Raw genomic sequence first — 25,447 nt, forward strand, 5'->3', positions numbered from 1 at the left:
TCAGCGGCCTCCCTCGTGGCGCAGGGTCACGGTCGGGTCGCCCCGGCGCAGGGCGAGCGCGGCGACGATGAGGAGGGGGACGGCGACGACCCCGGCGAGCAGCGCGGCGACCTGGCCCGCGGGGAGTTCGACCAGGACGTCCGGGAGGGGGCGGGTCGCCTCCCCGGTGAGGACTACCAGCGGCACCACGGCACGGGCCAGGAGCGCGCCGAGCAGCGGCCCCACCAGCAGGGCGATGCCGATGAGCACCGCCTGTTCGATGGCGATGAGCCGGGCGAGCTGGCGGCGGGGGGCGCCGAGGGCCCGCAGGACGGAGAGTTCGGCGCCGCGTTCGCGCAGGGAGCCCGCCGCGCTGACGGCGAAGCCGACGGCGGCCAGCGCGGCGGCGACCACGGCGACGGCCAGCAGGGCGGCCTGCGGCCCGGCGCCCAGCGGGTCGTCGCGCAGCCGCTCGCCGATGGCCTGGCGGTCGGTGATCTGCTCCGGGTCGGTGTCGGGCCGGGCGGCGAGGGCGGCGGCGGTCCGCGCCGCGTCGCCGGGCGCGGTCCGCAGCCACCACTCGCCGGGGACGGGGGCGGTGGCGCCGCTCTCGTGCAGGACGGCGTTGACGGCCGCCAGGTCCAGCAGGAGCGCCCCGCCGTCCCCGCTGGAGGTGCCCGGGGCGCGGTCGCCGGTGGTGGGCACCGCCTCGACGGTGCCGGTGATCTCGGCGCTGAGCGTCTCGGCGCCCACCGGCACGTCGACCACCGAGCCGATCTTCGCGCCGCTGGAGGCGAGGAAGCGTGGGGTGGCGACCGCCGTCAGCTTCGGCGGCCCGGGCCGCTTCACGCCGACGGTGATGCCGAGCCCGGGCGATACCCCCGGCTCGAACCGGTAGCGGGAGTCCTCGGTGGCGGGGGCGACCCCCGTGCGGTAGCTGACGCGCAGCGGGGTCCTGGCCGTGGTGGCGGGCTCCAGCGGTGTCAGCTGCGGCGGGCCGCCCTCCGGGGCCTCCTCGCCGGTGTCGCGCAGGCCCTCCCAGGCGAAGCCGTCGGGCAGCGGCACCGGCGCGCCCGCGCCGTCCTCGCCCGCCGGTACGGCCCGGATCTTCTCGACGGTGAGTTCGTGTTGCTGCCCGCGCTCGAAGGGCTGCTCGACCTGGAGTCGCAGCTCGGCGACGGTGTACGGCGCGGCGGCGTCGCGCGGTTTCGCGCCCGGCTCCCCGGCGGCGAGCGGCACCGCGACGTCCCGGGCCCTGCCGTCGGCGGGCAGCTCCCCGGCGTGGACCAGGTGCCGGGCGCCGAACCGGTCCTCGACCACCACCGTGAGCCGGGGTGCCAGCGGCTCCCCGTGGTCCCCGCCGACCGCCTTCAGCCGCGTCGTCAGCACCGCACGGCCGGTCTGCTCCGGCAACGGCAGCCCCGCCTGGCGCGTGGGCGCGGGCCGCAACTGCCGGGCCAGCTCCGCCCGGTCGCCGAGATCCTCGCGGAGCAGCAGCCCCTCGGCGGTGAACCCGGCGTCCACCGCCAGGACCTCCGCCGTCCGGTCGGCGGCCAGGTCCATGGTGGAGCGCAGCACCGGCGCCGCGTCGCGTACGCCGTCCACGCTCCCGTACACCCGCCCCCGGTCGGCCTCCGGGACGCGGCCGCCCGCCACCCGGACCTCGGTGCCCGCGGCGAAGTCGGCCTGGTCGCGCTGGGACCGTTCCCAGGTGGCGCCCTGGGCGACGGCGAGCATGCCCATCGCCATGGCGAGGACCATCAGCAGCACCGGCCCGGCGCCGCGCAGCGGGCGGCGGCTGAGCTGCCAGCCGGCGAGCGCCCCCGCCAGCCCCCGGCCCTTCGCGGCGCGCCGCTCGGCGAGCTTGGCGACCGGCGGCAGCAGGCGCAGGGTCAGCACGGTGCCCGCGAGCAGTGCGAGGGCGGGCGCGGCCACCAGCAGCGGGTCGACGCCGAACGCCCCCTCGCCCGGAGTTCCCTGACGGTCCAGCTGCCAGTACGCGGCCCCGGCGACGACCAGCAGCGCCACGTCCGCGCCCGCCTTCACCCAGCCGGGCAGCGCCCCCGTCCGGGCCCCGGCCCGCTGCTCGCCGGAGGCGGCCGAGAGCGCCGGCGCGACCACGGCCAGCGCGCAGCCCAGCGCGGTGGCGGCGGCCACCAGCCACACGGCGGGCGTCGGCGAGGTGTCGAGCCGCAGCCCGATCCGCTCCAGCGCGCCCTGCCCCGCCAGCAGCCGGGTCAGCGGCCCGGCGAGCGGCGGCGCGAGGACCACGGCGGGCAGCGCGAGCAGCAGCGCCTCGACGGCGGCGAGGGCGGCGACCCGGCGGCGCGAGGCACCCCGCGCCAGCAGCAGCCCCGTCTCCCCGGCCCGCTCGGTGCTCAGCAGCCGGGCGACCAGCAGCAGCGCGTACCCGGCGAGCAGGACCAGCTGGAGGGCGACCACCAGCAGCGTGGTCCGGGAGACGGTCAGGGCCCGCTCGGAGCGCTCCAGGACCTGCGGCAGCCCGGTCTCGGCCGAGGCGCCCGTCCCGAGCACCGGGTCCTTGGCGAGGGCGGCGGCCGAGGCGGTGGCGGTCCGGGCGAGGGCGTCGGTGGTGGAGGTGTCGAGGGTGGCGTAGTCGGCGGTGGCGAGCCAGCCGGTGGGGCCCGGCGCGACCCGGGGCGCGGCCAGCGCCTTGGGCCCGGTGAGCAGCGGGCCGTACGTGGTGAAGTCGACGGTGCGCTGGCCGCGCCCGCCCAGTTCGTCCAGGAGCCAGTACGGCGCCGAGGTGTCGGCGGGCCGGTACAGGCCGGTGATCTCCACGGTCAGGGTGCGGTCGGTGGTCCGGTCGGTGAGTGTCAGCGGCTCGCCGCCCGGCGCCAGCTTCAGCGCGGCGGCGGCGCTCTCCGGCAGCGCCACCCGCAGCGGGTCCTCGCGGGTCCCGCTGCCACCGTCGCCCGGCCACGTCCCGGCGGCCAGCCGCAGCTGGGAGCGGTCGAGCGCGGCGAGATGGGTGAGCGGCGGCTCGTCGCCGCCCCGGGCCCCGGGCAGTGCGTACGTGGCCGAGCGGGGCAGGGTACGGACGGTGACCGGCAGTCCGCCGAAGGCGCGGCGGGCTCCTTCGGCGACGGCCGCGTCGGCGGCCTCGCGGGCCTTGGGCTCCGGTTCGCCCCGGACGACGAGGGCGGCGTCGGCGGCGGCGCGGTGGTCGAGGGTGTGGCGCAGGGCCGCCTCGCCCACCGAGCCGGAGAAGGCGGTGAGGGTCGCCAGGACGGAGGCGGTGAGCAGGACGGCGGTGAGCGCCGCGGTGAGCAGCAGCCGGTGGGCGCGCAGCCGCAGGAGCACGAACCTGGTCACGAACATCCCCCGAATCCCCGTCGTGGGGAGGCGCCCCCGCACCCCCGCGGCTCTCCCGCACGTCTGCCGGGAAGCCTCTCCGGCGCGGGGCGGCCGCCACAACGCTCCGGGAGCCGACTTGATCAGATTGTGACCGGAATGCGTACGCGCGGTGCCGGAATGTGAGCATCCCCTCACGCAGGGGAGGGGATGCGGGGAGCCGGGGGCGACGAAGGGGCCGGGCCGGGTCAGCCCTCGGTGTTGACCATGGAGGCGGCGGCGTACGTGAGGTAGTCCCACAACATCCGCTCCTGCTCCTCGGGCAGGGCCAGCTCGTCCAGTGCGACCCGCATGTGCCCGAGCCAGGCGTCGTGCGCGGCCCGGTCGACCTTGAACGGGGCGTGCCGCATCCGCAGGCGGGGGTGGCCGCGCTCGTCGCTGTAGGTCCGGGGGCCGCCCCAGTACTGCATCAGGAACAGGGCGAACCGCTCCTCCGCCGGGCCGAGATCCTCCTCCGGGTACATGGGCCGCAGCAGCGGGTCCTCCGCGACCCCCTGGTAGAAGCGGTGCACCAGGCGTCGGAAGGTCGCCTCGCCGCCGACCTGCTCGTAGAAGGACTGCTCCTGAAGCGTGTCGCGCGGATCGTTAGTCACGTCACCATGGTGGCAGACGCGGGGGCGGAGGACCGGGGGCCTAGGTCCTCGGGACGGTGGCAGGATGACGGCATGGACGAGCGGACATTCGACAGGACGGATCAGCACGCCTCGGTGATCGGCCTCGGCACCTGGCAACTGGGCGCCGACTGGGGAGACGTGGACGACCGGCAGGCCCACGCGGTGCTGGAGGCGGCCGCCGAGTCGGGGGTGACCTTCTTCGACACCGCCGACGTCTACGGGGACGGACGCAGCGAGCAGACCATCGCCACGTTCCTGCGCGGCCGCCCGGACCTGCGCGTCACCGTCGCCACCAAGATGGGCCGCCGGGCCGAGCAGCTCCCGCAGAACTACGTGCTGGACAACTTCCGCGCGTGGAACGACCGCTCCCGCCGCAACCTCGGCGTGGACGTCATCGACCTCGTGCAGCTGCACTGCCCGCCGACCCCCGTCTACTCCCGCGACGAGGTCTACGACGCGCTGGACACCCTCGTCGCCGAGGAGCGCGTGGCCGCCTACGGCGTCAGCGTGGAGACCTGCGAGGAGGCCCTGACCGCCATCGCCCGGCCGCACGTGGCCAGTGTGCAGATCATCCTCAACCCGTTCCGGACGAAGCCCCTGCGCGAGGTGCTGCCCGCGGCCCGTGCGGCGGGCGTCGGCGTCATCGCCCGGGTGCCGCTCGCCTCCGGGCTGCTGTCCGGCAAGTACACCCGCGACACCGTCTTCGCCGCCGACGACCACCGCACCTACAACCGCCACGGCGAAGCCTTCGACCAGGGCGAGACTTTCTCCGGCGTCGACTTCGCCACCGGCGTGGAGGCCGCCGCCGAGTTCGCCGCGCTCGCACCCGAGGGGTACACGCCGGCCCAGCTCGCGCTCCGCTGGATCGTCCAGCAGCCCGGCGTCACCACCGTCATCCCCGGCGCCCGCTCGCCCGAGCAGGCCCGGTCCAACGCGGCCGCCGCCCAGCTCCCCGAACTGTCCCCACAGACGCTCGCGGCCATCGGCGACCTCTACGACCGGCGCGTCCGGGAACAGGTCGAGGGCCGCTGGTAGCCACGGGCACGCGCTGGCCTCCTTCGGCTCCGCGCAGCACAGTGGAGGTATGACCGATCCGCAGGGAGTCGAAGGGCCGCCGGGGCCGCGCCGGGCGCCGGAGGGGGACGCGGCCGGGGGCGAGTGGGAGCAGGCCGTGGTCCGGGCACGGGCCCGGCTGTCGCAGGACATCGCCGACCAGGGCGGCTTCGACGGTGAGCCGGAGTGGCGGGAGGCGTTCGCGGCCGTTCCGCGCCACCTCTTCGTGCCGAGCTACTTCGGGCCCTCGGCCGGCGGGTGGCGGCGGATGTGGGGCGAGGACCCCGACCCGGTGCGCCGCCTGGCCTGGCTCGAAGGGGTCTACACCGACACCCCGCTCGCCACGCGGCTGCGCGACGGCGAACTCCTCTCCTCCAGCAGCCAGCCCTCGCTGATGGCGAAGATGCTCGCCGAACTGCGGGTCCGCGAGGGCGACAAGGTCCTGGAGATCGGCGCGGGCACCGGCTGGAACGCCGCCCTCCTCGCCTACCGGCTCGGCTCCGCCCACGTCACCACCGTGGACCTCGACCCGGACATCACCGACTCCGCCCGCCGCCACCTGGAGGCTGCCGGACTCCACCCGCACGTCGTCACCGGCGACGGCGCCCGAGGCTGCCGCGCCGACGCCCCCTACGACCGCATCCTCGCCACCTGCGCGCTGGACACCGTGCCGCGCCCCTGGCTGGAGCAGACCCGGCCCGGCGGGCTGATCCTCACCCCCTTCGCGACCGGCCTCGTCCGCCTCACCGTGCACGGGCCCGACCGGGCCGAGGGCCGCTTCCTGCCCACCCCGGCCTTCTTCGTCCCGCTGCGCGGCACCACACCCCGCGCCGCCCGCGACCTGCCCACCGACGGCATCGCCCGGCACCTGCTCAATAACGACGGGTTCCGCTTCCTGCTGACGCTCACCGCCGGCCGGCTCAGCCCCGCCGACGCCCTGGAGGTGTGGCAGCGTGCGCGCCACCCCGTCCGCGAACGGTTCGGCCTCACCGCCGACTCCGGCACCCTGACCGCCTGGCTCGACGACCCGGAGGGGCCGGACCGCTGGCAGCTGGCCTGACCCCGGGGGTGTACGCGCGAGGCCGCGCCCACCCCGTCGCGGGGGAGGGCGCGGCCTCGGCCGGAGCGGGGCTCCGGGTCAGTCGCGGTGCAGGGTGATCGTGGTCCAGGCGCCGACGTGGACCCGGTCGCCGTCGGAGAGCGGTACCGGCACGTACGGCTGGATCGGGTCCTCGCCGCCGTTGACGGTGGTGCCGTTGGTGGAGTTCTGGTCCACCACCGCCCAGCCGCCGTCCGGCTGCTGCACCAGCATCGCGTGCTGGTGCGAGACGCCCGGGTCCTCCGGCGGCACCGACAGGTCGATGTCCGGGGTGTCACCCGTGGAGTGGCGCCGCCGGCCGATGGTGAACTGGTTCCCCACCAGGGCGTGGCGCTGCTCCGGCGAGTACGCGGGCAGGTTGAGCCCGTTGGCCTCCGGGCCGCTGCGCTGCATCATCGCCATGAAGTAGCTCCGGTCCGGGCCCACCGACACCGACCAGCTCGCCGGTCCCGCGGGCGCGGGCGGCTGCGGCGGCCGGCCCTGCGGAGCCCCGGCCGGGGCCGACGGCGGGGAGAGTACCCAGTCGTCGTCCTGCCCGGCCGTGCCCGGTGCCTGCGCGGGGAAGGTCCCGCCGCCGGTCGCGGGCGGGGGCGGCGGCGGAGCCTGCGCGGGCCCGCCCGCGTACGGCGGCGCCGGATAGGCCGTCGGTACGCCCGGCTGGTTCGGCACCACCGGCGGGGGCGGCGTCTGCTCGGGGCCGGGGGTGAGCGGCTCGGCCGGGCGGTTCATCTGCGAGGGCCGCGAGCCCTGGTAGTCGTACGACTGCGGGGGCGTGCGGAAGCCGCCGGGCGGGGAGCCGGCGGGGGGCCGGGGTGCGGCGGGCGTGTACGAGGTGGCCATGTTGGTGAGGAAGTTCCACCGGCACTCCTCGCAGAACGGCTCGTCGGCCTCGCGCGGGGTGTGGCACTGCGGGCACAGCTGCGGCGGGCCGCCGGGAGCGCCCGGGCCGCCGGGGCCACCGGGTCCGCTCTGCGGGCCGCCGGGCCCGGGGAAGGCGGGGCCGGGGCCGCCGGGCTGGTGGCCCGGGCCGGGCGGCGGGTAGCCGTAACCGGGGGCGGGTGGCGGCGGGGGCGGCGGGGGAACGGTGCCGGCGGGGCCGCCCGGGCCCGGAGGCACACCCGGGCCCGCCATGCGGTGGCCGCAGACCTCGCACCAGTCGTCGGCGTCCGACCGGTGTCCGTTCGGGCAGGTGGGCATGGTGGGCCTTTCCCCTCTCCTCCGGCGGCCACGCGGCCGCGTCCGTGCCCTCGGGCACGTCGTCGTCTCGTCGGTGTACGGCACCGCCGCCCACCACGGGCACCGGGCACCGGCGACCGCAGTCGTCAGTCTCCGCTGTGACCGCACGGACGGCAATGCCCGCCGTCACGTCCCGGATCGAGGCGCCGGCGGGCGATGGTGAAGGCGGGCCGTCTTCGTCGAGCGGGTGTCCAAGGTCATCTCGTCGGCGTCCTCGACCCGTGCCTTCAGCCGCACAGTACCGTTCGCCTCGTCGATCACGTCCACCACCTTGGCCAGCAGCTTCGCCGTATCGGCGTGGCCGGAGGCGCCCGCCAGCTGTACCGCCCGGCCCAGTTTCGCGGTCGCCCCGTCGACGTCCCCGGCCTTCCGCGCGGCCAGCCCGTCCTGGATCGCCTGGGCCAGTTCCGCCTGGCCCGTGTAGTGCGCGACCTGCGGGTTCAGCGAGGTGGAGACGGCCGTGTCGTCGGTCCACACCGCCCGCACCAGCCCCTGCGCGAGCGGCGTCGCACCGCCGTCCGGCTGGGGGACGACCAGCGAGACGCGGGCGGCCAGCATCTCCCGGCCCACGTCGGCCGCGGGCACCCGTACGCAGACGTGGTAGTCGCGGGACTCGTCGCCCCAGGAACCGGTCGGGTAGTCCCCGGCGCGCGGTCCCGCGGCGGACCGGCGGGCCGTCAGGTCGTGGACGCTGGGCGCCACTTGCTTGACGAAGGTGACCTCCGCGCCCTGCGGCGTCCAGAGCCGCAGCGCCACGTCGGCGACCTCCTTGCCCATCGCCGCCTCCATCATCCGGCCGAAGTCCGGGGCGAGCCCGGCCGGGTCGGCGACGATGTCCGCCGAGCCGAGCAGCGAGGTGGCGATCCCTGTGACCTCTTTCACCTCCCAGTCGGTGCCGACGCCGCGCGCGTCGCAGGTGAACCGCCCGGCGCAGAGGTCCAGCGCCGCCCGCAGCTCCTCGGGTGTCTCGTGCTCGTTGCGCCCGTCGGTGAGGAGGATGCCGTGCCGGACGCCGGCCGGTTCCGAGGTGAGCAGCTGCTCGGCCAGGCGCAGCCAGGAGCCGATCGCGGTACCGCCGCCCGCCCGCAGCCGCAGCACCGCCTCCCTGGCCTCCTCCCGCGTCCGGTCGTCGGCGGTGGCGAGCCGCCCGCCGCCCGGGTAGACCTCCCGGGCGACGTGGGTCCCGGCGATCACCGCGAACCGGGTGCCGTCGCGGAGCGCGGAGACGGCGGTCCGGGTGGCGTCCCGGGCGTGGCGCATCTTCGAGGAGGGGTGGTCCATCGAACCCGAGCAGTCCACCATCAGCGCCACCGCCGACGCGGTCCCCGGGGCGCCGTCGTGCGCGGGGAGCCCGCCGAGGGTGCCGCCACCCGTGGCGGTGACGGTGACGATCGCGTTGACGTCCTGCCCGCCCTCCGGCAGGAACTCGTTCTGGTAGACCTCCACGGCGAAGCGCGGTACGTCCGGTTTGGCGAAGTTGGCCATCTTTCCGGTCCCCCCTGGGAACCGCGTGGCCGGGCCGGAACCCGGCGCGCGCGGACAGCGTTGACGTACGCCGGGCGGCTTCGGCCCGGCCCGGTCAGCCCGATCCTGCCCCTGCCGGGCGGCCGGTCAATCCTGTGCCGTGTCCGGCGTGTCGGTCATGTGCCGTCCGGCGGGGCGGAGCAACGGGCCCGCCGGACGGTCAGGAGCCCTCCTGCGGCTGTACGTCGAACGGGACAACGGCGACCGTCACGTTGTCGTGCCCGCCGCCGTCCAGAGCGTGGCCCACCAGGACCTGGGCACTGTGCAGCGGGCGGGTGAGGGCGTCGGCCGGGAGCGCCGCCGCCATCTCCTCGGCGGACTCCGCGTAGTTCCACAGGCCGTCGCTGCACACCACCGCGACGCCCGGCCGGTCCGGCTTGAACGAGGCGGTGTGCGGGTCGAGTTCGTAGGCGTCGGCGCCGAGCCAGCCGGTGATGGCGTGGGCCCGCGAGTCGGCGTACGCCTCGGCCTCGTTCATCAGCCCGGCGGCGACCATCTGGGCCGCCCACGAGTCGTCCTCGGTGAGCCGGGCGACCGGGCCCTCGCGGTCGGCGGGCACCCAGTAGACGCGGCTGTCGCCGATCCAGCCGACGACCAGCAGCCCGCCCGCCGCGACGGCGCCGACGATGGTGCAGGCCGGGGCGTTCTGCCGGGGCGCCTCCGCGTCGGCGGGCCGCTCCTCGGCCAGGTCGTCCACGGCCCGGGCGGCCGCGACGATCGCCTCGTGCATCGCCGTCTGCGGGTGCGCGCCCTGGCCCAGCGAGGCCACCAGGGCCTCACTGGCGGCGCGGGAGGCGGCCAGGGACGCCTCGTCGGGCCGGGTCGCGGAGGACACCCCGTCGCAGACGATCGCCACCACGGCGGGCGAGCCGTCCGGCAGCGCCGCCTCGGCGAGCGCGAACGCGTCCTCGTTGCGGTGGTGACGCAGCCCCCGGTCGCTGACGGCCGCGGCCCCCGCGATCTCCTCCTCCATGTGGTCCCGTTCGCGCGGCTGGGCGTGCCCGCAGTTCTCGCAGTACCCGTCCGGGTCCACCTGCCCGGCCCGGCACGCCACACAGGTCTTCCCGCCACCATCGGCGGGAGCGGCCACGGCCTCCCGGGGATCGGCGGGCGCGTCCTCCCCGGCAGGAACCGCCTCCGCGTCCCCCTCGGCGGGCTCCACTGCCGGAGCCGGGTCCACCAGCGTCGGCGGCCCGTCCCCGGCGGGCGGCGCGGGCGGCGCCTCGGGCACGGGCGGTACGGGCGGCGCCGGTACGGCCCCGGGCTCGGCCAGCGCGAAGTCGCCCTGCTCAGCCGCGGGTTCCGCCCCGCCGCTCCGGGCCTCCGGAACGCGCGCCCCGGCCGCCGGCGGCGCTCCCCACGGCTGCCCGGCCGCGGGCGCCGGGGCGGCGGGAGTGCCCGCCGGGGCGGGCGTGTCCGGCGCGGCGGGACCGGCCGGGGGAGGGGGCTCGGCCGGCGCGCCCGGCAGCGGAGCCCCCGCCGAGTCCGTGCCCGGCAGGTCCTCCGCCCGGTGCAGCGGCGAGGTCTCGCCGGGGGCCGTCGGCGGCGGGAGGGGCGGGGCGGCCGGCCAGGCGACCGGGGTGCCCGTGGCGCCCTGGGGGGCCGGGCCGTCGGGCGGGACCGCTCCGGGCCGGCCGGCGGGCGGCTCGGGCACGGACGACAGGTCGAACCCGCACGCCCCGCAGAAGTGGTCGGCCGGCTCCAGCGGCTCCTCGCAGCTGGGGCAGGCGGAGAGTTGGGGAATCCGCGACATCAATCACACCATCGTCCGGGGGCGGAAGCGGTTGGCCCGCTCCACCAGTTCGATCCGCTCCTCGCCGCGCCGGGCGAGTCTGGCCAGCGTCCGGTAGGCGCGCTCCAGACCGAATCGGAGACCGCGCTCGTCCAGTTCGCTGCCCAGCAGCACCGTACGGGCCGTGCCACCGGCCCGAAGCCCGGAACCGGAAGCTCCGTCGGGCGTCTGCCCCGGGCTACCCGAGAGTACCCAGTCGAGTGCCGTTCCCAGCACTTCCGTGGCCAGCCGTTCCCGGCGGACCGGGTCGAGACCGAGCCCCTCCAACGCCTCCAACTGGGACGCGGCCGCCGTCAGGTCGGGCAGCAGCGGTTCGGTGGGGTCGCGTCTGCGCAGCCGGGCGCGGATCGCCGCGACCCGCGCCGCCGTGTAGTGGATGGAGGCTTCCGGAACCGACTCCAGGGTCCGCACCGCCTCCTGGCGCAGCCCGGCCGCCCACTGCACGCGCGCCAGCGAGAACGCCGCGCTCACGTAGCTGGGGTCGCAGCTCCACACCAGGCGGTAGTACTCGGCGGCGTTCTCCCCCTGCCCCAGTACCTCGGCGGCCAGGCCCAGCGCCAGCTTGGGCGCCGGCTCGCCGGGGAACGCGTCGTACAGCGCGTCGAAGGAGAGCGCCGCCCCCTCGAAGTCCCCCGAGGCCAGGCTCGTGACCCCCCGGTACCAGACCAGCCGCCAGTCGTCCGGGACGTGACCCTCCAGCTCCCGCAGCCCCTGCTCGGCGGCGGCCACCCGGCCCCGCTCCAGCTCGGCCCGGAGCTTGCGCAGCCGAAGTTCCGGCGAGTCGACCGAGGCCAGTCCGAGCGCCGAGGCCAGCTCGCCGGGGGCGGCGGCCGCCAGCCCCGCGAGGAACCCCGCGTTCGGGTCGCCCGGGTCGACCCGGGGCATCGGCAGGGCCAGCGCGGCCGCCGCCGGGTCCGGGGCGCCGTGCCCGGCCGGGCCGCCCGGCGGCAGCACCGGCGCCGGGGGAGCCCCGGCCGCGAGCTCCGGCGAGGTCCGTGCCCGCCGCAGGGCGCGGGCGACCGGCGCGGGCCGCTCGCCGAGCCGCGAGACCACTCCGTCGTCCGGCACCACCTCGGTGTCGGTGACCCGCAGTTCGGGCCCGAAGAGCGTGGAGACCGCCGGGCGCGGCCGCCCCGACTGGAGCGCCACCACCTCCCGCAGCACCCCCGTCAGCTGCTCCGCCATCTCCTCGGCCGTCGCGAACCGCCGCGTCGGATCGGGGTCGGTGGCGCGGATCAGCAGCCGGTAGAACGACTCGTACGTCCAGAAGACCGGCACGTCGTGCGGGTCCGGGAGGCTGTCCGCGTAGACGTTGGTGTAGCCCTGGAAGTCGAAGGTCAGGACGGCCAGGGTGCGGGCGACCGTGTACAGGTCGGAGGCGACCGACGGGCCGTGGGTGGCGACCTCGGGGGCCTGGTAGCCGACCGTGCCGTATATCGCCGACTCCTCGTCGTCCATCCGGCGGACCGCGCCCATGTCGATCAGCTTCAGCTGGCCCTCGGTCTGGATGGCGTTGTCGACCTTGAAGTCGCAGTACAGCAGGTTCCGGCTGTGCAGATGGCCCAGCGCCTCCAGCGCCTCGATGCCGTACGCGCACGCCTGCTCCACCGGCAGCGGGTCGCGCCGGCCCTCCGGGGTGCGCCGCTCGTTGGCCAGCTCCTTGAGGGACTTGCCGCCGACGTACTCCATCACGATGTAGCCGTCGAGGGAGCCGGTGCGCTGGTCGAGGTGTTCCACGAAGTTGTAGATCCGCACGATGTTGGCGTGCTCGATCTCGGCGAGGAAGCGCCGCTCGGAGATGGCCGCCTCCATGGCGTCCTGGTCCCCGGTGTCCAGCAGGCCCTTCAGCACCACCCACCGGTCCGAGACCGCCCGGTCCACCGCGAGGTAGACCCAGCCGAGCCCGCCGTGCGCCAGACATCCCACCACCTCGTACTGCCCGTGCACCACCTCACCCGCCCGCAGCTTCGGCACGAACGAGTACGGGTGGCCGCACTTGGTGCAGAACCCCTCGGTACGGCCCGGCCGCTCACCCCGCGACCGCCCCACCGGCGCCCCGCACTCCGCGCGGCTGCAGAACCGCTTGCGCTCCGGCACCCGGGGATCGGCCGCCACCGCCGTGCGCGGATCGGGGCGCGGCACGTCCGGTACCGCCACCAGCCCCGCACCGAGCCGACCCCGCTGCGAGGAGCTGTTCGAGGCCGAACTGCGCACCGACACCGACCGCGTGGTGGCCCGGCCCGACTGCGACCGGGACAGCTGCCCCGACACCGACCGGCGCGAGGAACGCGACCCGGACGACGCCGCCGTACGCGCCGACCCCGAACCCCGTGCCGACCCCACCGAGCCCCGCGCCGACCGGCCCGAACGCCCCGAGCCGCCCGCCGCCACCCCCGTCGGCGGCGAGGAGAGCGACCCGTCGGGCGACACCACCGGTGCCATCCCGCACTCGTCGCAGTACAACTCACCCCCGCCGACGTCCTCGTACGCGCCGGCACACCCCGGCCGCTGGCAGCTCCGTCTCACGCCCCGCCCCTCCCGTCGTCACTCGCCCCCGGCTCCAGCGCCTCGGCGGCCGCCCGCTGGAACCTGAGGACGGCCTCCTCGGCCACCCGCAGATCGCACGGGGCGCTCCACAGCACCCGCCGCGCCGCGTCGTACCGCTCGGCCAGCACCGGGTCCTCCGCCAGCCCCAGCCGGGACACCTTCGCCCGGTACGCGTCCAGCCGCCCGCGCAGCTCCGCGCGGACCGCCAGCGGTGCCGTCACCGCCGTCAACGAGGCGCGGGCCCGCTCCAGTTCGTCGTCGGCCCGCCGCTCCAGCGCCTCCAGGAGCGGTGACAGCCGGTGCCAGCGGCCGTGCCTGCGGTGGTCCGCCGCCGCCGCCACCTGCTCCTTCAGCGCGCTCGGCGGCCCGCTCACCGCGGGCACCTCCGAGGCGGCGATCTTCGCCAGCACCTCGCCGCGCGCCGTCCGCGCCTCCGCCAGCGTCCGGTCGGCCCGCGACAGCACGTCCCGCAGCCGGGCGAGCCGCGCCTCGGCGTCCTGGCGCACCTGCAGGACCGCCTCGATCTCCCGGCGAACCTCCTCCAGCGCCCGCGCCTCCCGGTCGTACCGCCGGGTGTCCGGGCGGCCCGCGCCGGGCGTGGCGCCGCCGTCCGAGGCCACCCAGAAGGAGAGCGGGTCCGAGACGACCTGCTCCCGCAGGACCGTCAGCACCCGCCCGATCCGCTCCAGGTCGTCCCCGGCCGGATGCTCACCCGGCAGCACCCCCACCGAGCCGGCCAGCGACTTCGTCCGGCGCTGCTCGGCGGCGAGCAAATCGATCCGGGCGGGCAGCGCCGACCACACCGCGTCGGCCGCCACCACCACCGCCAGCGACTGGGCGTACAGCGTGTTCATCCGGTCCACCAGCTCGGCCAGCGACAACCGTTCGGCCAGCACCGCGGCCCCCGGCCCGCCGCCGGGCGTGCCCGGCACCGTCACCGAGGCGCCCCGCAGCAGCCCGCTGAGGGCCGCCAGCTCCTCCCGGCCCGGCCAGCGCCGCCGCGCCCGCACCTCACGGGCCTCGGTGACCGCCGCCGAGTAGGCGTCGAAGTACGCCCACAGCCGGGTGATGTCGGCCTCCGTCGCCCGCCACCGCTCGGCCGTCGTCCCGGTCAGCTCGGCTCCCTCCAGCAGCCGCCGCCCGGCGTGGTCCTGGAGCGCCAGCAGCGAGGTCTCGACGGCCTCCCGCTCCGCGCCGAGCCGCGCCAGCGCGCGGTCCGCCTCGTCCCTGTCGAGCACCGGCCCACCGGCCGTACCACCGGAACCCTCGGCCCCGGGGTCCGCTCGCGCGACACCCATCGCTCCCCTTTCACCGTGCGGCCGCCGGGCGAGTACCGCCCGGCGGCCCGCCGCCGCTTCCGTCCCGTGCCCACGCGCCCCGTGCCGCCGCCCCGTCCCCGGGCCCGGTCAGTCCCGGTAGGTGGCGGACGGCGGCCCGGGGGACTTCCCCATGCCGTCCTTCAGCCACTTGTCGTACGACCGCTCCCAGCCGTCCTCGCGGTACTCCACCAGCACCTGGTTGACCCGGGCCACCAGGTCCTTCGCGTCCTTGTGCATCGCCACGCCGTAGAACTCCTCGGTGAACGGCTCGCCCACCAGCTCCACCATCGGGTCCTGCGCCGCCTGCCCGGCCGCCAGCGCGCTGTCGGTGACGACCGCGTCGACCTCGCCGAGCTGGAGCCGCACCAGGCAGTCCAGCTGGTTGGGGACGGTGGTGGAGATGTCCGCGCCGTGCGACTCCGTCTCCAGTTCCGCCAGTGCCGTCGACCCGGCCGCCGCGCAGACCCTGCGGCCCTTCAACGACGTGTCATGACCGGTGATCTTCGACCCCTTCGGCACCAGCAGCTGCTGTCCGGTCTCGAAGTAGGCGGTGGAGAACGCCACCTCCTTGATCCGGTCGCAGGTGATGGTCATGGTGCGCACCACCATGTCCACCTCGCCGCTGTCGATCGCCTGGACACGCCGGTTGGTCGGTATCGCCCGGAAGACCACCGCCTCCGGATCGCCCATCAGCTCCTCCGCTATGGCCCGCACCAGGTCGATGTCGAAGCCCTCCAGCGAACCGGTGGCCGGGTCCCGGTAGCCCCAGCGGTAACTGTTCTGGTCGATCCCGACGATCAGCTTCCGCGGCTTGTCCGTACGGGACTTGATCCGCTCCAGCGTCGCCCCCTCCGCCCGCGAGGGCCGCGCCGTCGACGCCTCCGGCTTCTCGCACGCCTCGGCCCGGGCCGGCTCCGCCGCCGCCGGACCGCGCGGGGCGGTGTCGTCCATGCCGAGCGTCGCCTCGCTCACCCGCTGGAGCGGCAGCAGCGCCAGCGCCGCCGTCAGCGCGCACGCCACCGCCATCGCGCTCACCCCGCCCCAGCCGCGCAGCCGGGGGCGGGGGCGCGGCCGCTCGCGGTCGCTACGGTTCATGGCGTCTCCTGTCACCGGTACTCCGCCAGTCTGCGGGCGATGCCGACCCCGGCCCCCGCCGTGCCCAGCGCGGCGAGCACCAGCGACCAGGCGACCAGCCCGGTCAGGGAGCCGCCGCCGGCCCGCGCGGCCCGCTCGAACTCGCCCTGTTCATGGGCGAGAGCCTTCTCCAGCGCGGCGTCCAGCCGGTCGAAGGAGGCCCCGGTCGCCTCGTCCTCCTCGGTGCCGATCACCCGCTTCAGCGCCTGCTCGTACTCGCCCGCCTCGTCGTACTCCCGGGCTTCGAGGTGGCGTTCGCGCCACTCCCCGGCCCGGTCGGCGGCAGCCCGCACCGGGTCACCGCCCCCGGCGTCGTCGGCCAGCTCCAGCGCCCGCCCGAGCAGCCCGCCGCTCCCGCCGGCGCCCTCCGGACCCAGCAGCCGCGCCATCTCCGCCCGGTACGCCACGTCGTAACTGTCCTGCCCCGCGAACTTCTGCCCCGCCGGAACCGTCACGGCCCCCCGCGCCACCAGCGTCAGGTTCTCCCCGCCCCGCGCCTTCAGCGCGCTGATCCGCGCGTCGTTCAGTACGTTCAGCGACCGCACGCCGTGCTCGTACGAGTCGGAGAGCCCGGCGGAGGCCAGCGTATGACCGGCCGTCACCCACACCAGCAGCACCCCGCAGGCGGCGGTGGCGCCGAGCAGCCCCACGTTGAACCGCCGATTGGTCCGCCGGTACAGGGCGTGCTGCACCCCGCCCAGCGCCCCCACCGTCAGCACACCCAGCCCGACCGCCACCCACGGGAAGCCCTGCGCGGTGGCGTAGTCGGTACGCAGCCGCTCCTTCTCCGCCTGGTAGAGCCGTTCGGCGGCGGGCAGCATCTCCTCCTGCATCAGGTCGTTGGCGTTCCGCAGCCAGGCCCCGCCGAGCGGCAGCCCCTGGCGGTTGTTGGCCCGCGCCGCCTCGATCCGCGCCGTGTACACCGGCAGCAGCCGGCTCAACTTCTCGATCTCCGCCGCCGAATCCGCCGACCCGTCGGTAGCCGCAGCGGCCGTCACCAGCTTCCGCGACGCGGTCGCGATGTCCCGGTCGTACCGCTCCCGCACCTCCACCGGCTCCAGCCCCCCGGCCAGAAACCCACTGGAAGCCGCCGTGTTGGCATCGGCCAGCGACCGGTACACCGCCGCCGCGTCGGCACTGAGCGGCTGCGACCGACTCAACACGTCCCGCGCCGCATCCGACCTCTCCGCCACCTGGAACGAGGCCACCACCCCGAACGCCCCGATCAACACCGTCAACAACCCCGCCACCACCCGCAGCCCACCGGGCACGGTACGGGCCTGCGCCCGGAGACGGGCGGGCAGGCCGGACTCTTGGGGTGGGTCGGGAACAGGCCCGGGCACACCGGCCGGACCAGGCGGGTCGGGGAGGGGCGCAGGCGAACGAGGCGGGGGCACCGACAACGCGCCCACGGCGGACCCCGGCGGCGCCCCGCCCGTCGGCTGACTGCTCACGCGACCTCCCCCTCGGTCCTGTCGCAGAACACCCTTCCCCACTCCCGGGGAAGCTAGTGCCCGGCCGCCAGTATGGCCGCACTCCCCACGAACCACACGGGCGTTCACCTGATCCGGGGGCGGGCGCCCGGGTGGGCGGGGGGTGCGGTGGGCGGCTCTGTGGGGGATACGTGGTGGGGGGTGGGGTTGGTTCCCGGGGCTGGGGGATCGGGGGTGTGCGGGGTGGGGTGGTTGGGTGCGGGTTTAGCCCACTGGATCGGGCTTGACGTGGGTGAAGCCCTGCCTGCGCGGGGACCACTCGCTTCCTGCGGCGGGCGCGCCGGGCGGCATGGGACCACCCCCGCATGCGCGGGGACCACTCTCTCCAACCTGCGGGTTTACCCCGCCCAACCCCCGACCCACGCCAACTTCAGAAATTCCGGCATTCCGCGCGAACGGTTCATGAGATCCCCCCGGCCTCGCAAACGCCAACCTCCCCCCATTGAAGCCCACCTCAAGCCCCCCCACAGCCCCCCTCACCCAAACCACCCCCGCACCCGCTCATAAGCCCCCACCCCCGCCCCCACCGCATCCATCCCCAACAGCACCGCCCCCAACACCGGTGCAGCCTCCACCACTCGCACCTCCGCCAACGGCGCCCGCCGCGCCAACTCCCCCCGCACCCCCGCATCCAGCCCCGGCCGCCGCGCAGCCAGGATGCTCCCGCCCAGCACCACCGGAGCCGGCGAGTCCAGCAACGCCAACCGCCCCAGCGCGACAGCCGCCATGTTGGCGACCTCCTCCGCCAGCCGGTCCACCAGCCCGGCCGCCACCGGGTCGCCCGCCTCCGCCACCGTGAACAGCACGGGCGTCAGCTCGTGTCGTCGCCCGGGCGGGACGTGCCCCAGGTGCAGCGCCTCGATCAGCGCGTACATCGACCCCAGCCCGAAGTGCCCGGGCAGGGCGCGCGCCAACTCCGTAGGCTCCCCCCGCCCGTCCTCCGCGCGGGCCGCGTGCCACAGGGCCTCCTCGGCGAGGCCGCCCCCGCCGCCCCAGTCGCCGGAGATGCGGCCGAGGGCGGGGAAGCGGGCGGTGCGGCCGTCGGGGAGCATGCCGGCGCAGTTGATGCCGGCGCCGCAGACGACGGCGACGCCTCGGGGGGCGGCGTCCTCCAGGAGGCCGGCGCGGAGGACGGCGAAGGTGTCGTTGCGGACCTCGACCGACGCGCCCCAGCCCCGGGCGGTTATCGCGGCGGAGAGCTGTGCCTCCTCGACGGGGAGGTCGGCGTTGGCGAGGCAGGCCGAAACCTGGGCGACGGGGAGGTGTCCCGCCGCCTCCTGGGCGCGCGCGACGGCCTCGGCCAGGGTGTCGACGGCCGCCTCGACGCCGGTCGCGGGCGGCCGGAAGCCGCCGCCGCGCGCGGTGCCGGCGACCTCGCCGCCGGCGGTCACCACGGCCACGTCGGTCTTGCTGTTGCCCGCGTCGATGGCGAGCACGGCTCCGCTCAGGCCCACGGCAGGTGCTCCTGGTTGTGGGCGAGGAGGAGGTCGGTGAGGGCCTCGGCCTGGTCGTACTGGCCGATCAGGGGGTGCGCGAACAGGGCGGCGAAGACGCGGTCGCGGCCGCCTTCCAGGGCCGCCCGGAGCGCCAGGTCCTCGTACGCGGTGACGTGCTGGACCAGTCCGGCGTACAGCGGGTCGAGGGTGGGGACGGCCAGCGGGCGGGCGCCCTCGGGGCCGACCTCGGCCTGGACCTCGATGACGGCGTCGTCGGGGAGAAAGGGGAGGGTGCCGTCGTTGCGGGCGTTGACCACCTGGAGGGGGCTGCCGCCACGGCCGAGGAGGGCGGCGGCGAGGTCGACGGCGGCCTCCGAGTAGAAGGCGCCGCCGCGCTGGGACAGCAGCTCGGGCTTCTCGTCGAGCGCGGGGTCGGCGTACAGCTCCAGGAGTTCGCGTTCCATGGCCGCGACCTTCTCGGCGCGGGAGGGGCCGGTGCGCAGCTCGTCGACGACCACGTCGTGCGCGTAGAAGTAGCGGAGGTAGTAGGAGGGGACGACCCCGAGGCGGTCCAGGAGGGGGCGGGGGAGGTGCAGGTCGGCGGCGAGGGTGTCGCCGTGGTCGGTGAGCAGACGCGGCAGGACGTCCTCGCCGGTGGGGCCGCCGAGCCGGACGGAGGTCTCCCAGGAGAGGTGGTTGAGGCCGACGTGGCCGAGGTGGACCTCGGCGGGTGCCACGTCGAGGAGGCGGGCGAACTTCCGCTGGAAGCCGATGGCGACGTTGCAGAGCCCGACCGCCTTGTGGCCGGCCTGGAGCAGGGCGCGGGTGACGATGCCGACCGGGTTGGTGAAGTCGATGATCCACGCGTCGGGGTTGGTACGCCGGACGCGCTCGGCCATGTCGAGGACGACGGGTACGGTGCGCAGCGCCTTGGCGAGGCCGCCCGCGCCGGTGGTCTCCTGGCCGACGCACCCGCACTCCAGCGGCCAGCTCTCGTCGCGCTGCCGGGCCGCCTGCCCGCCCACCCGGAGCTGGAGCAGCACGGCGTCCGCGCCCTCCACCCCGGCGTCCAGGTCGGCGGTGGTGGTGATGGTCCCGGGGTGGCCCTGCCGGGCGAAGATCCGCCGGGCCAGCCCGCCGACCAGCTCCAGCCGCCCGGCGTCGGGGTCGACCAGGACCAGTTCGGTCAGCGGCAGCGTGTCCCGCAGCCGCGCGAACCCGTCGATCAGCTCGGGGGTGTAGGTGGACCCGCCCCCTACGACGGTCAGCTTCATTGATGGCTCCTCGGGTGTGGAGTGGGTGGAGTGTGTGGGTACGCGCCGCAGTCGCTACAGGGCGGCGGTGTCGAAGACCTCGTCGCGGACGGTGGTGAGGGCGACCTCCAGGCCGCCGCGCACCACCGGGTCGCCGGTGACCTCGCCGGCCAGCAGGCGGGGCCGGGACGGTGCGAGCTCGGCCAGTTCCGCCTCGGTCAGCCGCAGCAGCGGCTCGCCGCCGGCGGCCAGCACCCGGCCGGTCAGCACGATCACCGCCGGGTCGAGCACGGCGACGAGCGAGGCGATCCCGGTCGCGAGCCGCACGGCGTACGCCCGCAGCAGCGCCACCGGGCCGGCGTGCGGGGAGAAGGTCCCGTCGTGCGGCAGCTCCGCCCCTCCCGGGACCGGGTCCTCGCCGGGCCGCGGGTACGCCTCGGCCGCCGTGCGCAGCAACGCCGCCGCGACGGCCTCCCCGTCGGCCGGGTCCGCGCCCCCGGGCCCCGCCTCCGGCACCGGAACTCCCAGCTCCCGTGCCAGCCGGGGCAGCGCCTGCGCCCCCGCCAGCTCCTGGAAGCCGCCGCTGCCCGTCCTGGCCACGCCTCGCACCAGCGGGGTTCCCGCCACGGGGAGGAAGCCGATCTCGCCCGCGCCGCCGGTCCAGCCCCGGTGCAGGCGGCCGCCGAGGACCAGGGCCGCGCCCAGTCCGGTGCCGTTCCACAGCAGGACGAAGTCCTCGTGGCCGCGGGCCGCGCCGAGACGCCGCTCGGCGACGGCGGCGAGGTTGACGTCGTTCTCGTACTCGACCGGTACGGGGTGCAGGGCGGCGGCCACCTCGGCCAGCAGGCCGGGGGAGTGCCAGCCCGCGAGGTGGCCCGCGTACCGCAGGCGGCCGGTGCGCGGGTCGAAGGCGCCGGGCGTGCCGACCACCACCCGGCGCAGGGCCGGGCGCTCGATCCCGGCGGCCCTGGCCGCGCCGTCGAGGGCGGCGGTGAGCTGGGCCGCGACACCGCCGGGGCCCGGCCGGGCGGGGGTGGCCAGGGTGTGGGTGGCGAGGACGGCGCCGGTGACGTCGGCGACCGCCGCACGGACGCGGCCGGGGCGTACGTCGAGCGCGGCCACGTACGCCACCTCGCCGCGCAGGGCGTACAGCCGCGCGCCGGGGCCGGGCCTGCCCTCGCTGGTGCCGGCGGAACCGACCAGTCCGGCCGCCTCCAGGCGGGCCAGGAGCTGCGAGACCGTGGGCTTGGAGAGACCGGTCAGCGCGCCGAGCCGGGCCCGCGAGAGGGCGCCGTGCTCGGTCAGCAGGTCCAGCGCGGCCCGCTCGTTCATCACCCGCAGTACCCGGGGAGTCCCCGCCACCATCCGCGCCGCCCGTCTCCGCACCGGTCACCGGGACGCCCACGAGGCGCCTTCCGGCAACTGACAGGAAACTTTCCTGCCAGTTCGTGAACCTACCGATCCGCGCCCCGCAGGACAAGCCTCCGGAACCTGCGGGAACCTGCGCGGGAACGCCGCCGCCCCGCCCCCGGAGGACCGGGAACGGGGCGGCGGTACGGAGCGGGGCGGGTCGGAGCCGGTTACTTGCCGAGCTTCGGGCCGGACGCGGGCGGCGGTATCGGGGAGGCGGCCAGCGACTGCGGCGAGGTCGCGGAGGCGTACGCCGAGGGCGCGGCCATCCCGGCCGACGGGTCGGCGGCGTCCTCCTCGGCGATCTCCGCGGGGCCGCCCACGAGGGAGATGCCCGCCGCGTCGAGCGCCTTCTTGATCCGCCAGCGCAGCTCCCGCTCCACGGCCAGGTCCTGGGCGGGCATGGTCTTGGCGGAGACGCCGACCACCATGGAGTCCAGCAGGACGGAGTCGAGGCCCAGGACCTCCACCGGGCCCCACAGCCGCTCGTTCCACGGCTCGTCCTTGGCGATCTGCGCGCCCACCTCGGTGAGCGTGTCGCGGACCTTGTCGAGGTCCTCGTCGGAGCGGACGGTGACCTCGACGGAGGCGGTGGCCCAGCCCTGGCTGAGGTTGCCGATCCGCTTGACCTCGCCGTTGCGGACGTACCAGACGGCGCCGTTCGGGCCGCGCAGCTTGGTGACGCGCAGGCCGACCTCGACCACCTCGCCGGTGGCGACCCCCGCGTCGATGGTGTCGCCGACGCCGTACTGGTCCTCCAGGATCATGAAGACGCCGGAGAGGAAGTCCGTGACCAGGTTGCGCGCGCCGAAACCGATGGCCACACCGGCGACACCGGCCGAGGCCAGCAGCGGCGCCAGGTTGATCTGGAAGGTGTCGAGGATCATCAGCGCGGCCGTGCCCACGATGAGGAACGAGGCGACCGAGCGCAGCACCGAGCCGATCGCCTGCGACCGCTGACGCCGCCGCTCCGCGTTGACCAGCAGCCCGCCCAGGGCCGTCCCGTCCACCGCCGAGGCGGTGCGGTTCATCCGGTCTATGAGGTTGGTGATCGTCTTACGGATGACCATCCGCAGCGCCGCCGCCACGACGATGATCAGCAGGATGCGCAGCCCGGTCTCCAGCCACGTCGACCAGTTCTCCGACACCCAGCCCGCCGCGTCGGTGGCCCGCTCCTGGGCCTCTTCGAGCGTGACGGTGTCCTCCCGGCCTGCGGCCGGTGCGGATGGGAACACGGGGTACCTCCGGGCGGTGACGAGCCGTCCACCGGAGTACGCGGCCCCGCCGCGCGGTGCGGCGGGGTGAAGACGGTGTGGACGGCTCCTCCACACTAACGGCCCCTCATGCGCGCGCCGGGCGCCCGGCTCCGGCGCACCACCCCCGGCCTGCGGCGCTGCCCGCACGCCCCGCCACCGGTGTGGCCGACCGCACACCCGGGTACCCTTCGCGACCCCCGGACCGGTCGCACCCCAGGTCACAGCCGTCCGTCCGGCCCCACGGCGGGCCCGGACGCGGAAAAACCCCCTCACCCCGTTACCCGGACATGGTGGCGCTCCGGCCGGGCGTGAGGGGAAACTGAAACAGATCGTCCCGGCGCGAGCCACGCGCCGCCGGCGTACAAGGAGGCACACGTGCCGCACGTCCTCGTCCTCAACGCGTCCTACGAGCCACTCGGCGTCGTACCGCTCCGCCGCGCACTCGTGCTCGTGCTGGAGAGCAAGGCGGTGTGCCTGGAGGAATCCGGCGCCTTCCTGCACAGCGAGAGCCGTACCGTCCCCGCGCCGAGCGTCGTCCGGCTCAAGCGCTTCGTGAAGGTGCCGTACCGGGGGCCCGTGCCGCTGACGCGGCGGGCGCTGTTCGCCCGGGACGGTGGGCGGTGCGTGTACTGCGGGGGTGTCGCCACCAGCGTGGACCATGTCATTCCGCGGAGCCGGGGCGGGCGGCACGTGTGGGACAACGTGGTCGCCTCCTGCCGGAGGTGCAACCACGTCAAGGCCGACCGGCACCTCATGGAGCTGGGGTGGAGGCTGCGCCACAAGCCGGCGCCGCCCACCGGGCTGGCCTGGCGGATCATCGGGACGGGGCACCGTGATCCGCGGTGGCTGCCTTATCTTCAGCCCTTCGGTGGGGATGACGCGCTGGCGCGCATCGAGCATGTGGGGGGCGGGGGTGAGGCTGTTGCTGTGCGGCCCGCCCGGGCCGGGGCCTAGTCTCGAGCGCCGGCTGGGCTTTTCTGGCCTCGAGCGCCGGCCGGGCTGGATTTTGCTGAGTTCCGGCTTCCTGTGCCGGTTCACGATGGCCTCAAGCGCCGGCCGGGCTTGAAAGGTGACCTCAAGCGCCGGCCGGGCTTGAGAAGTGGCCTCATACGCCGGCCGGGCTTGGAGTGTGTCGGCCGGGCTGATTTTTGCCGGGCTCGGAGCTGGTTCTGGCCGCGCCTGAAGATGCCCTGCCGTAAATGGGCCCGGACCCCATAGCCCTCTCCCCTCCATGGGGTGCCGCCCCGTGCCGCCGGGCCTTTGGCGCGGCCTACCGTCCCTGGCAGTACCCCGCCGGGGCCGGGTGGCGGGGGTGAGCCGAGGGAGTCGCGATGAGGCTGTCATTCGTCCGCGCACGCGTAGGCCGGGAGGGGGCGCGGCGCGGCCCCGGCGGTTTTCGGAGGCCGTTCGCGGGGGCCGCGGTCGGGGCCTTGCTGGTCTCCCTCCTCGGAGTGGCAGGCCCGGCCTCGCTCACCGCTCCCGCGCGGGCCGCCTCGCTGACCGAGGTGACGGGGTTCGGGAGCAATCCGGGGAATCTGCGGATGTTCCGGTACGTGCCGGACGGGCTGCCCGCGGGGCGGCCGCTGGTGGTGGCGATGCACGGGTGCACGCAGTCGGCGGGCGGGTTCGACGACGAGACCGGGTGGACGAAGTGGGCCGACCAGTGGGGGTTCGCGCTGGTGCTGCCGCAGCAGCAGTCGGCCAACAACCTGAACAGCTGCTTCAACTGGTTCGAGGCGGGTGACATCCGGCGGGGCGCCGGCGAGGCGCTGTCGGTCAAGCAGATGACCGACCGGATGAAGGCGGACGTGGGGAGCGACCCGGCGCGGGTGCACGCCACGGGGCTGTCGGCCGGGGCCGCCATGACCAACGTGATGCTCGCCGCCTACCCGGACGTCTTCGCCTCCGGCGCGCCGGTCGCCGGGCTGCCGTACGCCTGCGCCACCAGCGTCGTCGCCGCGTACTCCTGCATGAATCCGGGGAGCAACCTCACCCCGGCCGCCTGGGCCGCCAAGGTGCGCGACGCCTACCCCGGGTACGCCGGGCCCTGGCCGGCCGTCTCCGTCTGGCAGGGGACGACGGACACCACCGTCGTCCCGGCCAACCTCACCGAGACCGTCGAGCAGTGGACCGCCGTGCACGGCACCGACACCACCCCGGACGCCACCGGCACCGTGGGCGGTCACCCGCACGCCGTCTACCGGGACGGCAGCGGCCGGGACGTCGTCGAGACGTACACGATCACCGGGATGGGCCACGGGCAGCCCGTCGACCCGGGGAGCGGGGCCGAGCAGTGCGGGAGGGCGGGGGCGTAAATCCTCGACGTGAACATCTGCGCCGCCTATCACATCGGGCGGTTCTGGGGCCTGGCCGAGGACGGCGGCGGCACCGGCCCGGGCACCCCCGCCCAGCGGGCCGTCATCCCCAGCACCGCCGCCGAGGACGGGTACGTGAAGGCGTCCGCGAGCGGGACCGGGGCCGCGGTCGGCACGCTGGAGGGGGCCATGGGCGCCGCCGTCGGGCGGGGCACCGACGGGCAGCACAACCGGACGCTGCTCTCCTTCGACACCTCCGCCGTGCCCGACGACGCCACGGTCACCCGGGCCTACGTCACCGTCAGCCGGGCCAGTGGCAGCGGGGACCCGTGGGCCGGCGGGAACCGGCTGCTGATCGACGTGCGCAACGGCTGCTTCGGCGCGAGCTGCGCCACCGCCGCCGAGGACTGGGCCGCGCCCGCCACCGCCTCCGGCGCCGCCGAACTGGCCCGCTTCACCTCAGGCAGCGCCGACTCGACCGCCTTCACCGAGGTCAACCGCACCGGCCCGACCCAGCTGAGACTGCGCCTCGCCGACGCGCCCGCCTCGACCGCGTACCTCTTCCTGCGCACGGGGACGGAGGCCAAGCTCACCGTCGAGTGGGAGTGAGGG

General features: G+C 75.9%; 16 protein-coding genes and 1 pseudogene. 4 read left to right on the forward strand and 13 right to left on the reverse strand.

The window, feature by feature from the left end:
• The gene (locus tag OIM89_RS21040; RefSeq protein ID WP_264491521.1) at nt 1-3,321 is read right to left on the reverse strand and encodes an ABC transporter permease; all 3,321 of its coding nucleotides are present in this window, start codon (nt 3,319-3,321) and stop codon (nt 1-3) included.
• A 221-nt stretch (nt 3,322-3,542) separates the two neighbouring features.
• Entirely contained in the window at nt 3,543-3,947 is a 405-nt protein-coding gene (locus tag OIM89_RS21045; protein WP_047465202.1) for a globin, read from the reverse strand.
• 72 nt (nt 3,948-4,019) lie between these two features.
• Here OIM89_RS21045 and OIM89_RS21050 point away from each other — a divergent pair, with 72 nt between their 5' ends.
• Together OIM89_RS21050 and OIM89_RS21055 are read left to right on the forward strand one after the other, a co-directional pair.
• Nucleotides 4,020-5,003, forward strand: coding sequence for an aldo/keto reductase (locus tag OIM89_RS21050; RefSeq protein ID WP_030699251.1), 984 nt, complete (start codon nt 4,020-4,022; stop codon nt 5,001-5,003).
• Between the two features lie 136 nt (nt 5,004-5,139).
• Nucleotides 5,140-6,081 (forward strand): methyltransferase domain-containing protein, encoded by a 942-nt coding sequence (locus OIM89_RS21055; protein ID WP_030699252.1) that lies wholly within the window; start codon nt 5,140-5,142, stop codon nt 6,079-6,081.
• Between the two features lie 78 nt (nt 6,082-6,159).
• On the opposite strand, the gene OIM89_RS21060 is transcribed toward OIM89_RS21055, so the two are convergent.
• The 11 genes from OIM89_RS21060 to OIM89_RS21110 all read right to left on the reverse strand — a co-directional run bounded on the left by OIM89_RS21060 (nt 6,160) and on the right by OIM89_RS21110 (nt 22,499).
• A complete protein-coding gene (locus tag OIM89_RS21060) occupies nt 6,160-7,317 on the reverse strand; it encodes an FHA domain-containing protein (RefSeq protein WP_226965224.1) in 1,158 nt (385 codons plus the stop codon).
• A gap of 165 nt (nt 7,318-7,482) precedes the next feature.
• Complete coding sequence (locus OIM89_RS21065) at nt 7,483-8,841, reverse strand: vWA domain-containing protein (protein WP_030700018.1); 1,359 nt, start codon at nt 8,839-8,841, stop codon at nt 7,483-7,485.
• A 199-nt stretch (nt 8,842-9,040) separates the two neighbouring features.
• On the reverse strand, nt 9,041-10,633 hold the full coding sequence (locus OIM89_RS21070) for a protein phosphatase 2C domain-containing protein (protein ID WP_264491522.1): 1,593 nt from the start codon (nt 10,631-10,633) through the stop codon (nt 9,041-9,043).
• Between the two features lie 3 nt (nt 10,634-10,636).
• Nucleotides 10,637-13,198 (reverse strand): serine/threonine-protein kinase, encoded by a 2,562-nt coding sequence (locus OIM89_RS21075; RefSeq protein WP_175458607.1) that lies wholly within the window; start codon nt 13,196-13,198, stop codon nt 10,637-10,639.
• A complete protein-coding gene (locus OIM89_RS21080; RefSeq protein ID WP_030700021.1) occupies nt 13,195-14,517 on the reverse strand; it encodes a hypothetical protein in 1,323 nt (440 codons plus the stop codon). The genes OIM89_RS21075 and OIM89_RS21080 overlap by 4 nt, the downstream gene beginning before the upstream one ends.
• A gap of 108 nt (nt 14,518-14,625) precedes the next feature.
• Nucleotides 14,626-15,633, reverse strand: coding sequence for a glutamate ABC transporter substrate-binding protein (locus tag OIM89_RS21085; protein WP_151169487.1), 1,008 nt, complete (start codon nt 15,631-15,633; stop codon nt 14,626-14,628).
• 11 nt (nt 15,634-15,644) lie between these two features.
• Complete coding sequence (locus OIM89_RS21090) at nt 15,645-16,943, reverse strand: hypothetical protein (protein ID WP_030700023.1); 1,299 nt, start codon at nt 16,941-16,943, stop codon at nt 15,645-15,647.
• 698 nt (nt 16,944-17,641) lie between these two features.
• A complete protein-coding gene (locus OIM89_RS21095; protein ID WP_195731021.1) occupies nt 17,642-18,619 on the reverse strand; it encodes an N-acetylglucosamine kinase in 978 nt (325 codons plus the stop codon).
• Nucleotides 18,610-19,875, reverse strand: a complete 1,266-nt coding sequence (locus tag OIM89_RS21100) for a 6-phospho-beta-glucosidase (protein ID WP_195731022.1) — start codon at nt 19,873-19,875, stop codon at nt 18,610-18,612. Before OIM89_RS21100 ends, OIM89_RS21095 begins: the two co-directional genes overlap by 10 nt.
• Before the next feature lie 54 nt (nt 19,876-19,929).
• Nucleotides 19,930-21,186 (reverse strand): ROK family transcriptional regulator, encoded by a 1,257-nt coding sequence (locus OIM89_RS21105; RefSeq protein ID WP_226965220.1) that lies wholly within the window; start codon nt 21,184-21,186, stop codon nt 19,930-19,932.
• A gap of 248 nt (nt 21,187-21,434) precedes the next feature.
• A complete protein-coding gene (locus OIM89_RS21110; RefSeq protein ID WP_195731023.1) occupies nt 21,435-22,499 on the reverse strand; it encodes a mechanosensitive ion channel family protein in 1,065 nt (354 codons plus the stop codon).
• Between the two features lie 396 nt (nt 22,500-22,895).
• Here OIM89_RS21110 and OIM89_RS21115 point away from each other — a divergent pair, with 396 nt between their 5' ends.
• On the forward strand, nt 22,896-23,474 hold the full coding sequence (locus OIM89_RS21115; RefSeq protein ID WP_030699971.1) for an HNH endonuclease: 579 nt from the start codon (nt 22,896-22,898) through the stop codon (nt 23,472-23,474).
• A 377-nt stretch (nt 23,475-23,851) separates the two neighbouring features.
• A pseudogene (locus OIM89_RS29900) lies at nt 23,852-25,444 on the forward strand (alpha/beta hydrolase family esterase).
• Nucleotides 25,445-25,447 lie beyond the last annotated feature (3 nt).

The sequence above is a fragment of the Streptomyces sp. BI87 genome (assembly GCF_025957665.1).
Taxonomy (GTDB): domain Bacteria; phylum Actinomycetota; class Actinomycetes; order Streptomycetales; family Streptomycetaceae; genus Streptomyces; species Streptomyces albidoflavus.